Here is a 13,892-nt window from a genome sequence, read left to right on the forward strand (position 1 = left end):
AAGACCTCCTGTGCGACTGGCAGGGTGTTCATTGGTCGGTATGGTGCACCGTCATGGCCGGGCTGCGCCGCACGTGCAGCTCGAAGATGTCGGGCCGGGCGTAGTGCCCGCTGACATCCAGCGCGCGGCGCGCGGGCGCGACGCGGACGGTGTCGATCTCGGCGTAGAGGATGCCTTCCTCGCGGCGCAGCGGGCCGGCGACGATCTGGCCTTGCGGGTCGATCACCACCGAGTCGCCCGGGTTGATCCACTCGTCCTGGTCGGGGAACAGCTGCGCGCGGCCGGGAAAGTCCTCGGGAACGTCGCGCCCGCGCAGCACGGTGCCGCTGCCCAGCACCCAGCAGCGGCCTTCCAGCGCGATGTGGCGCAGGGTGCTCAGCCAGCCGTCGCCGCTGTCGTAGGTGGGGGCCACGTAGATCTCGACGCCGTCGGCGTACAGCGCGTAGCGCGCCAGCGGCATGTAGTTCTCCCAGCAGATCAGCGTGCCGACGCGCCCGAGCGGCGTGTCCACGGTGCGCAGCCCGCTCGCGTCGCCCAGCCCGTGCACCATGCGTTCCGGATTGGTCGGCATCAGCTTGCGATGGCGGTTGAGCAGTTCGCCGTCCGGGCCGATCAGCACCGCGGTGTTGTAGAGCGTGCCGCCGCCGTGCCGGCGGTCGCATTCATTGAGGCCGCAGACCACGCTGACCTGGTGGGCGCGCGCCGCCTCGCGCAGCGGGTCGAGTTCGCCGGCGCCCACGTCGACCGCGTTGGCGAGCAGGCGCGCATGCAGCTGGCCGACCAGCGCGCCGTCCCTGCCGGGCGCCAGACGCCAGATCCACGACGGGTAGCCGGGGATGAACGTTTCCGGCAGGACGACGAGCGCCGCGCCGGCCGCCGCGGCTTCGGCCACCGAGCGCACCGCGAGGTCCAGGGTGGCTCCGCGGTCGAGCAGGACGGGCGGGCGCTGGATGATTGCGATCGTGTGCATGATGTCTCCTTGGATGGGCTGCGACGGGATTTCAGCGTGCGCTCGCCGAAGGTGCCCGACTAGTCCAGAATCTGAACTCCTTCTGACCCGCGGGTGGTGCCATGGACGACAGCTATGCCCAGTTCTGCACGGTGGCGCGCGGTGCCGAGGCGCTGTGCGAACGGTGGACGCCGCTGGTGGTGCGCGAGCTGCTGTGCGGCAGCAAGCGCTTCAACGACCTGCACCGCGGCGTGCCGCGCATGTCCACCACCCTGCTCGCGCAGCGCCTGCGCCATCTCGAGGACATCGGCGTGGTGCAGCGCACCGCCGCCGGCAAGGTTTGGGAATACTCGCTGACCGAGGCCGGCGAGGACCTGCGCCCCATCGTCATGGCGCTGGGCCACTGGGGGGCGCGCTGGATCGGCAGCCGGCTGCGCGACGACCAGCTCGATGCCGGGCTGCTGATGTGGGACATGCGTCGCTTCGCCCGCGTCGACGAATTCCCGCCGCGGCCGGTGGTCATCCAGTTCGCCTTTCGCGACGCCCGGCCCGGCGAAGCCAACTGGTGGCTGGTGGTCGAGCAGGGCGTGGCCGACCTGTGCCGCGACGACCCCGGGCGCGAGCTTACGCTGGTGGTGGATGCCACCGTGCGCGCGCTGACCGAGGTATGGACCGGCGACCGCACAGCGCGCGAAGTGCTGGCCTCGCGCGAACTGCGCGTCAGCGGCGCGGCGCAGGATGCCGACGACCTGTGGCGCTGGCTGGGCAACAGCGCGTTTGCCGCGACCCGCCGGGCGGCACTCGCGCGGGCCGGGCAGGGGGCCGCGGCAGATCGCGTGGATTAGCGGTAGCCGACCGAAGACGGCCGGAAGCGCATGTTCGTTTGCGGGTGCGGCGCACCGCCGAACATGGGCGGCCACCTTGACTCCAACCGGCCAGCCGGTGTTAAGTGGCAACTTTGCATGGGGGCGCACTCAGGAACCTGCATGCCATTGCATGCGGGCCGGATGAGGGCCCGCTGGAGGAAGACACCATGCCGCATCTAGAATTCAGTGCTCTCAGTCTGTTGCTGGCCCAGATTGCGGCGGTGCTGGTAGTGTCCCGCGCGCTCGGCCTCGTGACCCGCTGGATGGGCCAGCCGCTTGTGATCGCCGAGGTGCTCGCCGGCATCGTTCTGGGGCCGTCGCTGCTCGGGTGGTTGTGGCCGGAGGCGATGGTGAGCCTGTTCCCGCCAGGCTCGATGCCGGTGTTGCAGATGCTGAGCCAGGTCGGCCTGGTGTTGTTCATGTTCATGGTCGGTCTCGAATTCGATACCCGCTTGCTCAAGGGACGCACTCATGCCTCGATCGTCATAAGCCATACCAGCATCGTCGTTCCCTTTGCCCTCGGGGCCATGGCTGGATGGTGGCTGTACGACGGCTACTCACCCGTCGATGTACCGTACCTGTCGTTCGTGCTGTTTCTCGGGGTAGCCATGAGCGTGACGGCTTTTCCGGTGCTGGCGCGGATACTGTCCGAGCGCCACCTGCTCGGCTCACGGGTTGGCGCCCTCACGCTCGCATGCGCTGCCGTGGACGACGTCACGGCATGGTGCATCCTGGCCTTCGTCGTCGCCGTGGCCCGTGCTCAAGGCTTTGCCCAGGCACTGTGGACAACCGCGCTTGCGCTCGCCTTCGTCCTCGTCATGTTGGCGTTGGTGCGCCCCTTCCTGCTCCGATTGGGCGCTCGCGTCATGAGCCGCGAAGGGCTGACTTCAACGGTGATGGCGGTCATTCTGCTGCTGCTCATCGTTTCCAGCACCATTACCGAGCTGATCGGTATCCATGCGCTGTTCGGTGCCTTCCTGTTCGGCGCCATCCTTCCTAAGGAGGGGCGCCTGGCGGAAATGCTGGCCGAGAAGCTGGAAACCGTCGCGGTGGTTCTCCTTCTGCCGCTGTTCTTCGCCTACAGCGGCTTGCGTACCGAGATCGCGCTCGTCAGTCAGCCCCAGGAATGGCTGGTCGCGCTGGGCTTGATCGGGCTGGCATCCCTCGGCAAGTTCGGCGGCAGCGCCGTAGCCGCGCGCCTCACCGGGCTACGTTGGCGGGAAGCAAGCGCACTGGGCATCCTGATGAACACGCGCGGCCTGATGGAGCTCATCGTGCTCAACATCGGTCTCGACCTGGGTGTCATCTCGCCGACGATTTTCACCATGATGGTGATCATGGCGCTGGTCACTACCTTTGCCACCACTCCGGTGCTTGCGTGGGTCTACCCCGACCACGAGTTGGCGCGTGATCGCCTGGCCGCTCCCCCCGAGACCGTCCCGCACGCTCCCGTGCCCTTCACCGCCATGATTTGCGTCTCGAGTAGCGATAGTGGCCCCGGACTGGCGGTGGTGGCGGCGGCGCTGACGCGAGGGGAGCCGGCGCGCCTCTTTGCGTTGCACCTTCGCCGTCCCAGCGACCGGCCCTCGGTCGAACTGCGGCACGCGCAGGACCATGAGGAGGGGCCACTCGGTCCACTCCTACACCATGCGCGCAAATTGATGCTGGAGGTGCGCCCGCTGGGCTTCGTTTCCGACGAACCGGCCGCCGACATCTGCCGCACCGCACAAGCGAAGCAGGTTTCGCTTGTGCTGCTCGGAGCACATAAGCCGCTGCTGCTGGAAGGTCGGCTCGGCGGCACGGTCAGCCAGGTTGTCGGTCAGGCAAACAGTACCGTTGGCGTCCTGGTGGACCGCGGCCTGACCAAGGTTGAGCGCGTGCTGGTGGCCTATGCTGGCTGCGCGGAGGATGTCGAAGCGCTGCGGTTCGCCCGCCGCCTAAGTGCGGTGCCGGGTATCGAGCTATCCCTCCTCCATGTGGTCAAGCTGGGCGCGGCCGCCCAGATGGAAAGCCAGCGCCTCCCGCCAGAGTTTGACGGACTCTTCATTCACACCCGGGTCGTCGAGCACTCCTCGCCGCAGCTGGCAGTCCTGAAGGAAATGCGTGGCGGCTACGACCTCGTGATCCTCGGAATGAACGAGAAATGGGGACTGACAGCGACCATGACCAGTCCGATCCGGCGCCGACTGCTCGCTGACTCGCCAGTTTCGATACTTGCCATTCATCCACCGACCGCGCCGGCGGTCGTGAAAGCCGATGCCGCTCCTTCCTTCCCCTACACAATCGAACAGCCGGTCTGAGCAATGCATTTCGGGGCCACGCTTCGCCTCCTGCGTCTTGACTCCGGTCTCAGCCTGCGCGATCTGGCGCGGCGGCTGGAGGTGTCGAGCGCCTACCTGAGTCGAGTGGAGAACGGGCTCGACGCGGCGCCCACCTCGGCGCGGCTTGCCGTGATGGCACGTGAGTTGGGTTTGCCACCCCAGGTATTGATGGATCTCGCCCACCGGGTTAGTCCGCTGGTGGTCGACTACGTGATGCAGGTTCCGGAAGCGGGCTCGCTCTTTCTCGATATCGCCCATCGACGCCTCGACGCCGGCCAACTGGCCGAGCTTCGCACGCTGCTGGACGAGCGCTTTCCTTCCGCCGGCGTGCAGAGCACCGCGCCTGCCCAAGGGCTTGCCCAACTGCTACGCACGGACCGTATCGTGTTGGGCCTGATGTGCTCCGGAATGGAGGATATTCTCGACGTTGCTGCCGGTCGGCTGGCCGACGCCTGTCCGCGGACCGCTGTGGCCGCGATATCGGCGGCGCTGCGCTCACGCGAGGCCGAGGTATCGAGCGCGATCGGCAGCGGCGTCGCGGTGCCTTGCGCCTACCTCGCAGGCGCCGAGCCGGCTGCGGCCGTAATCACCCTCAGGACGCCGCTCGTTTACGACACCCCGGATGGGGCACCGTTACAGGTGGTCATCGTTCTTGTCGGCCCGCGTGACGTGCCCGAGCGCCGGCTCGTACTCGCGCAGATCGCACGCCTGGCCGCACGCAGACTGACCGAGCGGCTCGCGGACGCCGGCACCCCGGACGAGGTGCTGCGGCGCATTCTTCTACCGGGTTGACCCTGTTCCTGCAGAGACGACGGGCTGCACGCAGTTGCTGCCGTTGGCTGCACGATCGACCGGGTCGGGCTCAGTGGTACAGGAGCCACGCTGACGACGCGGGGGCAATGCCAGCCTCTTCTTGACCTGAGCTAACTTGCAGTAACCGGAGAATCGCTATCATTAGCGTTTTCCAGCAAACCGCCCATCGCTTCGATACGATACTCATGGCCGCCTATATCACCGAAAGAGTTCTCAGCGTTCATCATTGGAACGACACCCTGTTTTCCTTTACTACGACGCGCGACCGGTCCATCCGCTTTGAGAACGGTCAGTTTGTGATGATCGGCCTGGAAGTCGATGGTCGTCCGCTCACACGGGCATATTCGATCGCCAGTCCCAACTATGAAGAAACGCTCGAGTTCTTCAGCATCAAGGTGCAGGATGGTCCGCTGACCTCCCGGCTGCAGCATCTTCAGCTTGGGGACGACCTGCTGGTGTCGCGCAAGCCGACTGGTACCTTGCTGCTATCCGACCTGCTGCCCGGTAGAAACCTGTATCTGTTTTCGACGGGTACCGGCATGGCTGCGTTCATGAGCGTGATCCGTGACCTGGATATTTACGACCGCTTCGAGAAGGTGGTGCTGGTGCACGGTGTGCGCTACGTCAGCGAACTGGCCTACCACGATTTCATCACTCGTGAACTCCCCCACCATGAGTACCTGGGCGAAGCCATTTCCGCGAAGCTGATTTACTACCCCACCGTTACCCGGGAGCCCTATCGCAACCAGGGGCGCCTGACGACCCTGGTCGAGAACGGCAAGCTGTTCCAGGACATCGGGCTGCCCCCGCTCGATCCGGCTGTCGACAGGGCGATGATTTGCGGCAGCGCGGCCATGCTCAAGGACTGCCGCACCATGCTCGACGCGCGAGGCTTCAGAATGGCGAAACGGATCGGCGACATCGCCGACTATGTGATCGAGCACGCCTTCATCGAGAAATAGCAGGGCGGGACCAAGGGGGCGAGTTCGCCGGGCAGGCCTGGTCCCCGCCCTGCGATCGCCAGTGTGGAACGGCCCGGGGAATGCGGATGGAGAGGGGATACACCGGCGCGCACCGATTGCCCCCGACCAGGATTTGGTGGCGACGTTGGCATTGTCCGATGACGCGCTGTGCCTGCGCGGATGCGGGCAGACGCCGAAACTCAATCGCGCCGGGCGATCCGTTCGGCGTCGGGCGCGGGGCCGTCACCGAGGGCAGGGGGCGCATCCCAGCCGCCGCCCAGCGCCCGGATCAGCGCCACCGTCGAGCGTGCCCGCTCGCCGTCCAGTTGTACCGCCACCCGGCGCTGCTGCAATACGCTGCGATCGGCGTCGATGACCTCGAAGAAGCTCGTCGCGCCTTCGCGGTACTGCAGTTGCGACAGCTGCGCGGCGCGCTCGGCGGCGACCACCGCCGCGTCCTGGGTGCCGGCCTGGTCGCCGAGGATGCGCACCGCGGCGAGGCCGTCCTCGACTTCGCGGAAGGCGGTGAGCACGGTTTGGCGGTAGCGCGCCACGTCTTCTTCGTAGGCCGCGCGGCTGCGGTCGAGCTCGGCCTGGCGGCGGCCGCCGTCGAAGATCGGCAGCGACAGCACGGTGCCGGCCAGTGGGCCGAGCAGGAAGGTACGGCTCGACCACTGCAACAGATCGCCGAGCTCGGCCGACTCGTAGCCGAGCGCGCCGGTCAGGGTCAGGCGCGGGAAGAAGGCGGCGCGGGCGACGCCGATGCGGGCATTGGCCGCAGCCATCGCGCGCTCGGCGGCGGCGATGTCGGGACGGCGTTCCAGCAGCGCCGACGGCAGGCCGGCGGGAACCGCGACGGCGACGCGGCCGAGCGGCTGCGGGGCGAAGCTGAACTCGGCCGGCGGCTTGCCGAGCAGGGTGGCCAGCGCATGTTCGGCGGCGGCGCGGCGGCGTGCGATGCCGTGCGCTTCCGACTGCGCCGAGGCGAGTTCGGTACGTGCGCGGGCGACGTCGAGCTCGCCGATGTCGCCCGCGTCGAAGCGGCGCTGCACGAGCTTCAGCGCCTCGCCGCGCAGGTCCACGGTGGCGCCGAACAGCGCCTGCTCGGCGTCGAGTTCGCGCAGCAGGAAGTAGGCCTGGGCGACGTCGGCCTGCAGCGCGAGTTGCACCGAACGCAGCAGGGCCTCGCTCTGCTGCATGCTGGCGCCGGCGGCGTCCACCGTGGCGGCGACACGGCCGAACAGGTCGACTTCGTAGCCGATGCTCGCCTGTGCCCGCCACAGCGTGGTGGTCGCGGTGGAGGCGTCGGCGTCCAGCCCCTGCGAGGCCGGCGAGGGACGCTGGCGGGTGGGGCCGAAGCCGGCGTCGACCTGCGGCAGGCGCTCGGCGCGGGTGCTGCCTTCCAGCGCGCGGGCCTGGGCCAGGCGGGCGGCCGCGGCCTTGAGGTCCTGGTTGGCCGCCAGGGCTTCGGCCTGGAGCGCGTTCAGCGTGTCGTCGCCGAACACCGTCCACCATTGGCCGCGGTGTGCGTCCTCGGCCGGTGCGGCGGTCTTCCAGCGTGCGGCCGCGGCGGCCTCGGCCGCGGGGTCGGCCTCCTTGAAGGCCGCCGGGGTGTTCAATGCGGGGCGCTCGTACACCGGCGTCAGCGAGCAGCCGGCCACCACCAGCACGGTGGCGAGCAGCAGCGGGATGCGCCGGGCCGGTGCGCGGGATGCGGATTGCGTGTTCATGGTCTGGGCTCCGTCTGGGTCAGGCGCCGTGCGGCGCGGCGGTGGGGTCTGCGTGGGGCGCGGTCTGGGGCGCAATGAGTGGCGCCGCATGCGGGCTGGCGGTGTGCAGCTTGTGGCCACGGCCCAGGGTGCGCAGCAGCACGTAGAACACCGGGGTCAGGAACAGACCGAACAGGGTCACGCCGAGCATGCCGAAGAACACCGCGATGCCCATCGCCTGGCGCATCTCGGAGCCGGCGCCGGACGACAGCACCAGCGGCACCACGCCCATGATGAAGGCGATCGAGGTCATCAGGATCGGACGCAGGCGCAGGCGGCTGGCCTCGATCGCGGCGGAGAGCGCGCTGCTGCCCTGCAGTTCGAGCTCGCGGGCGAACTCGACGATCAGGATCGCGTTCTTCGCCGACAGCCCGACCAGCACCATCAGCCCGATCTGGGTGAACAGGTTGTTGTCGCCGCCGGTCAGCCATACCCCGGTGAGCGCGGCCAGGATGCTGGTCGGCACGATCATGATCACCGCCAGCGGCAGGGTCAGGCTCTCGTACTGCGCGGCCAGCACCAGGAATACCAGCAGCACGCTCAAGGGGAAGATCCATCCCCCGGCGTTGCCGGCGAGGATCTTCTGGTAGGTGAGGTCGGTCCATTCGAACCTGATTCCCGGCGGCAGGGTTTGCGCGGCGATGCGCTCGGCCGCGGCCTGCGCCTGGTCGGACGAGTAGCCCGGCGCCGGGCCGCCGTTGATGTCGGCGGCGGTGTAGCCGTTGTAGCGCACCACCATTTCCGGGCCGAAGCCGTTGCTGACCCGCACCAGCGAGGACAGCGGCACCATCTCGCCGGCGGCGTTGCGCGTCTTCAGCTGGCCGATGTCTTCCGGCCGCGCACGGAAAGGCGCATCGGCCTGGGCGCGCACCTGGAACACGCGGCCGAAGCGGTTGAAGTCGTTCACGTACAGCGAGCCGAGGTAGATCTGCATGGTGTCGAATACGTCGGTGACCGACACCCCGAGCTGCTTGGCCTTGACCCGGTCGAGGTCGACGTCGAGCTGCGGCACGTTGATCTGGTAGCTGGTGAAGGTGGGGCCGAGCTCGGGCGCCTGTTGCGCGGCGGCGATGAAGGCCTTGGCGGCGGCGTCCAGTTCGGCGTAGCCGAGCGCGCCACGGTCCTCGATCTGCAGCTTGAAGCCGCCCAGCGTGCCGAGCCCCATCACCGGCGGCGGCGGGAACACGGCGATGAAGGAGTCCTTGATCGCGGCGTACTCGCCGTTGAGCGCGGCGCTGATCGCCGCGGCGGAGAGCTCCGGCGCGCGGCGCTCGTCGAAGGGCCTCAGGGTCACGAACACGATGCCGGCCGAGGAGCTGTTGGTGAAGCCGTTGATCGACAGCCCGGGGAAGGCGATCGCGCTCTGCACGCCGGGCTGCTCGAGCGCGATCTCGCTCATGCGCCGGATCACGTTCTCGGTGCGGTCGAGCGAGGCGCCGTTGGGCAGTTGGGCGAAGCTGATCAGGTACTGCTTGTCCTGCGCCGGCACGAAGCCGCCGGGCACGATCCACGCCACGGCCGCGGCGAGCCCCAGCAGCACCGCATACACGCCCATCACCGAGGCCTTGCGCGAGATCACGCCGGTGACGCCGCGCCCGTAGCCCTCCGAGGCGCGGCCGAAGAAGCGGTTGAAGCGGGCGAAGAAGCCGCCGAACAGCCGGTTCATCACCCGGGTCAGCCAGTCGGGGCGCTCGTTGCCGTGGTGCGGCTTGAGCAGCAGCGCGGCGAGCGCCGGCGACAGGGTCAGCGAGTTGAACGCCGAGATCACCGTGGAAATGGCGATGGTCATCGCGAACTGCTTGTAGAACTGACCGGTGAGCCCGGTCATGAAGGCGAGCGGCACGAACACCGCGACCAGGGTCAGCGCGATCGCGATGATCGGCCCGCTGACTTCCTGCATCGCGCGGTAGGTGGCATCGCGCGGACTGAGCCCGGCGGCGATGTTGCGCTCGACGTTCTCGACCACGACGATGGCGTCGTCCACCACGATGCCGATCGCCAGCACCATGCCGAACAGCGACAGCGCGTTGATCGAATAGCCGAAGGCGAGCATCAGGCCGAAAGTGCCGACGATGGACACCGGCACCGCCAGCAGCGGGATGATCGATGCGCGCCAGGTCTGCAGGAACACGATCACCACCAGCACCACCAGCGCCACCGCCTCGAGCAGGGTCACCACCACCGCCTTGATGCTGGCGCGGACGAACTGGGTCGGGTCGTACTCGATGCGGTAATCGACCGAGCTGGGGAAGTCCTGCTTGAGCTCGGCCATCGCCGCGCGGACCTGCTCGGACACCGCCAGCGCGTTGGCGCCGGGCGACTGCATGATGCCCATGCCGATCGCCGGCTGGTTGTCGAGCAGCGAGCGCAGGCCGTATTCGGAGGCGTCGAGCTCGACCCGGGCGACGTCGGCCAGCCGCGTGACACCGCCGTCGGCCGCGGTCTTGAGCACGATGTCGCGGAATTCGGTCTCGGTGGACAGGCGCCCGCGGGCGTTCACCGAGAACTGCAGCGGCACGTCGGGCAGCGTCGGCGAGGCGCCGATCACGCCGGCGGCGACCTGCACGTTCTGCTCGCGGATCGCGCGCACCACGTCGCTCGCGGTGAGCCCGCGCTGGGCGACCTTGTTCGGGTCCAGCCACACCCGCATCGCGTAGTTGCCGGCACCCCAGATCGACACTTCGCCAACGCCGGGGATGCGCGCGAGGCGGTCCTTGACGTTGAGCACCGCGTAGTTGCGCAGATAGGTGGCGTCGTAGCGGTCGTCGGGCGACACGAGGTGGACGACCAGGGTCAGCGTCGGCGAGCTCTTGACCGTGGTCACGCCCAGGCGCTGCACGTCCTCGGGCAACCGCGGCAGGGCCTGCGACACGCGGTTCTGCACCAGCTGCTGAGCCTTGTCCGGATCGACGCCGAGGCGGAAATGCACGGTCAGCGCGAGGTTGCCGTCGCTGTTGGCCTGCGACTGCATGTACAGCATGTCTTCGACGCCGTTGATCGACTCCTCCAGCGGCGAGGCCACGGTTTCGGCAATCACCTTGGGGTTGGCGCCGGGGTACTGGGCGCGCACCACCACCGACGGCGGCACCACTTCCGGGTATTCAGAGATCGGCAGCTGGAACATCGCCAGCAGGCCGCCGAGCAGGATCAGCACGGACAGCACGCCGGCGAAGATCGGGCGGTCGATGAAGAATTTCGAGATGTTCATGGCGGCAGCCTCAGCTGTTGTCGGCGATGGCGGCGCGCGCACGGGGCGCGGCCGGATCGGCGACACCCGACATCAGCACCGGGTTGGGACTCACGGTCTGGTCCGGGCGGGTGCGCTGCAGGCCGTTGACCACGATGCGCTCGCCGGCCTGCAGGCCACTGTCGACCACCCGCAGCGGGCCGTGGGCGGCGCCCAGGGTGACCTCGCGGTAGGCGGTGCGGTTGGCGTCGTCGACCACCAGCACGAAGCGCTTGTCCTGGTCGGTGCCGATTGCCCGCTCGTCGACCAGCAGGGCGTCGCGCGGGGCGCTGCTGCCGAGGCGGATGCGGGCGTAGAGACCGGGCAGCAGGGTGCCGTCGGGGTTGTCGAACACCGCGCGCACCCGGATCGTGCCGGACGAGGTGTCCACCCGGTTGTCGACCGAACTCACCGTGCCGTGGCGCGGGTAGTCGTCCTCATTGGCGAGACCGAGCTGCACCGGCACGCTGCCGGTGCGACCGTTGATCAGCGCGAGGAAGCTCTGCTCGTCCACATCGAAGGCGGCATACAGGCGCGCGACCGACACCAGGGTGGTGAGCGGCGCCGAACCCGGACCGGCGGCGACCACGTTGCCGACGGTGGCCTCGGCACGCGATACGCGGCCGGCCACCGGTGCGGTGATGCGGGTGTATTCGAGGTTGAGTCGTGCCGACTCCACCGCGGCCCGTGCCGCCAGCCGGTTGGCCGCGGCCTCGCGGGCGGCGTTCTGCTTCTCTTCGAAGTCGCGGCGGGCAATCGCGTTGTCGGCGATCAGGCGCTCGCCGCGGGCGAGGTCGGTGGCGGTGTAGGCGGCACGGGCCTCGGCCGCGGCAAGTCCGGCGCGGGCCTGGTCCAGTGCTGCGGCATAGGGACGAGGGTCTATGGTGAACAACGGGTCGCCCTTGCCGACCAGCGCCCCGTCGCGAAAATGGACCGCGGTGATGGTGCCGGCGACCTGTGGCCGGATCTCGACCCGGTCGACCGCCTCCAGGCGACCGGAGTAGCTGTGCCAGTCGGTGATGCGGCGGGCGGCGACGGTGGCGACGTCGACCGGGCTCGGTGCCGGCGCGGCGCTCGCGCCGGCAGGCTGGGTGCCGGCCTGCACGGCCAGGGTGGCGAGTCCGCCGCCGAGCGCGACAGCGATTGCGACTGCGGTAGCGAGGGCATAGGGTTTGCGCAAGAGAGACATCGCGGGGCTCCTGTCGGGCTTCGCTGCGCCGGCGTGCCGGGTAGCGATTGGTGTTTGGTTGCCGGGTGTCCGCCGCGAAGCTCGGCCGACACGTGACTGCATTGCGCCATTCCGGCGGTCCGACCCGACCGGGTCAGACCTTCGGTTTGCCGCAGTGCATCAATCATGGATGTTGTTTCTGGCCGGATAAATGGGTGAAATCTGGAAACACTATTCGCTCATGGCGAATAATCCGCGCGCTGATTGATGGATAATCCGCTCAGCGCCGCTTTGCTCGTGGAGGAGATATGGATCGATTTCAGGCTATGCAGGTGTTCACCCGGGTGGTAGACGCCAACAGTTTTTCGCGCGCGGCCGACAGCCTCGGATTGCCGCGCGCCACCGTCACCAACATCATCCAGAACCTCGAGCGCCTGCTGCAGGTGCGCCTGCTCAACCGCAGCACCCGCCGCCTGAGCCTGACCCCGGACGGCGCGGCATACTACGAACGCTGCGTGAGCATCCTCGCCGAGGTGGAAGACACCGAGGCCTCATTCCGCGAGGCGGCGCGGGCACCACGCGGGCGGCTGCGCATCGACGTGCCGGCCTCGATCGGCCGCCTGGTGCTGATTCCCCGGCTGTGCGAGTTTCATGAACGCTACCCGGAGGTGGAGATCGCGATCGGCATGGGCGACCGTCCGGTGGACATGGTGCGCGAGGCGGTCGATTGCGCCATCCGCGTCGGCGCCTTGCCCGATTCCTCGCTGGTCGCGCGGCGCATCGGCACTTTCTTCGGCGTCACCTGCGCGGCGCCGTCCTACCTCGAGCGCTACGGTGAACCGCAGACCCTCGAAGACCTCGCCCGCCATCGCGCGGTGCATTACTTCTCCAGTCTCACCGGCCGCATCCTCGACTGGGACTTCGTCGTCGATGGCGTGGTCACCGAACTGAAGATGGACGGCGTGGTCTCGGTCAATGACGGCGATGCCTATCTTGCCTGCGCGCTGCAGGGCTTCGGTCTGGTGCAGGCGCCGCGCTTCATGGCGCTGCCGCATCTGGAGTCCGGCGCGTTGCGCGAGGTGCTGCCGCAATGGAGCCCGTCGCCGATGCCGATGTCGGCGATCTATCCCGCCAACCGCCACCTGTCGCCCAAGGTGCGCGCCTTCGTCGACTGGGTCGCCGAACTGTTCGCGGCCTGCCCCTTGCTCGGCGGCAGCATGGCGGTCGACTACTGCTGCAGCTACCAGGGCAAGGCCAGCGGCAATACCCTGCGCTCGCTGGTCGAGCAGCACAATCTGGCGGAAAGCGTGCTCTGAGTTCCCGCTTCGGGACGCACCGTCAGCATGGCGCTGAACGAACATATCGAAAAAATACGATTGATGTTTCGTAAAAAGTAGATATATAATTCGTCTAAATTAGATATTAATTTCGCCGTGTTCCGATTAAAGAATCGGATAAGGGCGATACAACCATTCACTGCGAGTACCGTACATGGACCTCGACGAAGTCATCAAGGCACTGGCCCATCCGGTGCGGCGCGAAATCCTGCAATGGCTGAAGGAGCCCGAAAAGCACTTCGCCGACCAGGAGCATCCGCTCGAAGTCGGCGTCTGCGCCGGCAAGTTCGAGCGTTGCGGCTTGTCGCAATCGACCGTCTCCACCCACCTGGCGGTGCTGCAGCGCGCCGGGCTGGTCACCACCCGGCGCATCGGCCAGTGGGTGTTCTACAAGCGCAACGACGACACCATCACCGAGTTCCTGCGCCAGATCGGCAAGGAACTCTGATTCCGCCTTCCCTCCACCTACCCCGGAGATATC

At 67.9% G+C, this 13,892-nt stretch carries 10 protein-coding genes; 6 read left to right on the forward strand and 4 right to left on the reverse strand.

The window, feature by feature from the left end; translation table 11 throughout:
- Window positions 1-28: 28 nt before the first annotated feature.
- Window positions 29-970, reverse strand: a complete 942-nt coding sequence (locus tag AC3A35_RS13690) for a carbon-nitrogen hydrolase family protein (RefSeq protein WP_487436680.1) — start codon at window positions 968-970, stop codon at window positions 29-31.
- A 101-nt stretch (window positions 971-1,071) separates the two neighbouring features.
- Between AC3A35_RS13690 and AC3A35_RS13695 the strand changes: the two genes are divergently transcribed.
- The 4 genes from AC3A35_RS13695 (at window position 1,072) to AC3A35_RS13710 (ending at window position 5,911) form a co-directional block, all read left to right on the forward strand.
- Window positions 1,072-1,794, forward strand: a complete 723-nt coding sequence (locus AC3A35_RS13695; protein ID WP_487436681.1) for a winged helix-turn-helix transcriptional regulator — start codon at window positions 1,072-1,074, stop codon at window positions 1,792-1,794.
- 188 nt (window positions 1,795-1,982) lie between these two features.
- Window positions 1,983-4,115, forward strand: a complete 2,133-nt coding sequence (locus AC3A35_RS13700) for a cation:proton antiporter domain-containing protein (RefSeq protein ID WP_487436682.1) — start codon at window positions 1,983-1,985, stop codon at window positions 4,113-4,115.
- Between the two features lie 3 nt (window positions 4,116-4,118).
- On the forward strand, window positions 4,119-4,928 hold the full coding sequence (locus tag AC3A35_RS13705; protein ID WP_487436683.1) for a helix-turn-helix domain-containing protein: 810 nt from the start codon (window positions 4,119-4,121) through the stop codon (window positions 4,926-4,928).
- Window positions 4,929-5,134: 206 nt separating this feature from the next.
- On the forward strand, window positions 5,135-5,911 hold the full coding sequence (locus AC3A35_RS13710) for a ferredoxin--NADP reductase (RefSeq protein WP_487436684.1): 777 nt from the start codon (window positions 5,135-5,137) through the stop codon (window positions 5,909-5,911).
- Window positions 5,912-6,111: 200 nt separating this feature from the next.
- Here AC3A35_RS13710 and AC3A35_RS13715 read toward each other — a convergent pair whose 3' ends face one another.
- The 3 genes from AC3A35_RS13715 to AC3A35_RS13725 are packed head-to-tail and all read right to left on the reverse strand — an operon-like array spanning window position 6,112 to window position 12,095.
- Window positions 6,112-7,641 (reverse strand): efflux transporter outer membrane subunit, encoded by a 1,530-nt coding sequence (locus AC3A35_RS13715; protein WP_487436685.1) that lies wholly within the window; start codon window positions 7,639-7,641, stop codon window positions 6,112-6,114.
- A gap of 19 nt (window positions 7,642-7,660) precedes the next feature.
- Complete coding sequence (locus AC3A35_RS13720; protein WP_487436686.1) at window positions 7,661-10,888, reverse strand: efflux RND transporter permease subunit; 3,228 nt, start codon at window positions 10,886-10,888, stop codon at window positions 7,661-7,663.
- A 10-nt stretch (window positions 10,889-10,898) separates the two neighbouring features.
- Window positions 10,899-12,095, reverse strand: a complete 1,197-nt coding sequence (locus AC3A35_RS13725) for an efflux RND transporter periplasmic adaptor subunit (protein ID WP_487436687.1) — start codon at window positions 12,093-12,095, stop codon at window positions 10,899-10,901.
- A gap of 287 nt (window positions 12,096-12,382) precedes the next feature.
- Between AC3A35_RS13725 and AC3A35_RS13730 the strand changes: the two genes are divergently transcribed.
- A complete protein-coding gene (locus AC3A35_RS13730; protein WP_487436688.1) occupies window positions 12,383-13,390 on the forward strand; it encodes a LysR family transcriptional regulator in 1,008 nt (335 codons plus the stop codon).
- A 175-nt stretch (window positions 13,391-13,565) separates the two neighbouring features.
- Window positions 13,566-13,859: an ArsR/SmtB family transcription factor gene (locus AC3A35_RS13735; RefSeq protein ID WP_487436689.1), complete on the forward strand. Its 294-nt coding sequence runs from the start codon at window positions 13,566-13,568 to the stop codon at window positions 13,857-13,859.
- Window positions 13,860-13,892: the final 33 nt, after the last annotated feature.

Source organism: Azoarcus sp. Soil_N_20 (assembly GCF_057656155.1).

What these genes read in the sequence shown, in the direction of transcription:
- AC3A35_RS13725 (WP_487436687.1), bottom strand. Translation starts at nt 12,095, where the DNA reads ATGTCTCTCTTGCGCAAACCCTATGCCCTCGCTACCGCAGTCGCAATC.
- AC3A35_RS13705 (WP_487436683.1), top strand. Translation starts at nt 4,119, where the DNA reads ATGCATTTCGGGGCCACGCTTCGCCTCCTGCGTCTTGACTCCGGTCTC.
- AC3A35_RS13690 (WP_487436680.1), bottom strand. Translation starts at nt 970, where the DNA reads ATGCACACGATCGCAATCATCCAGCGCCCGCCCGTCCTGCTCGACCGC.
- AC3A35_RS13720 (WP_487436686.1), bottom strand. Translation starts at nt 10,888, where the DNA reads ATGAACATCTCGAAATTCTTCATCGACCGCCCGATCTTCGCCGGCGTG.
- AC3A35_RS13715 (WP_487436685.1), bottom strand. Translation starts at nt 7,641, where the DNA reads ATGAACACGCAATCCGCATCCCGCGCACCGGCCCGGCGCATCCCGCTG.
- AC3A35_RS13700 (WP_487436682.1), top strand. Translation starts at nt 1,983, where the DNA reads ATGCCGCATCTAGAATTCAGTGCTCTCAGTCTGTTGCTGGCCCAGATT.
- AC3A35_RS13695 (WP_487436681.1), top strand. Translation starts at nt 1,072, where the DNA reads ATGGACGACAGCTATGCCCAGTTCTGCACGGTGGCGCGCGGTGCCGAG.
- AC3A35_RS13710 (WP_487436684.1), top strand. Translation starts at nt 5,135, where the DNA reads ATGGCCGCCTATATCACCGAAAGAGTTCTCAGCGTTCATCATTGGAAC.
- AC3A35_RS13730 (WP_487436688.1), top strand. Translation starts at nt 12,383, where the DNA reads ATGGATCGATTTCAGGCTATGCAGGTGTTCACCCGGGTGGTAGACGCC.
- AC3A35_RS13735 (WP_487436689.1), top strand. Translation starts at nt 13,566, where the DNA reads ATGGACCTCGACGAAGTCATCAAGGCACTGGCCCATCCGGTGCGGCGC.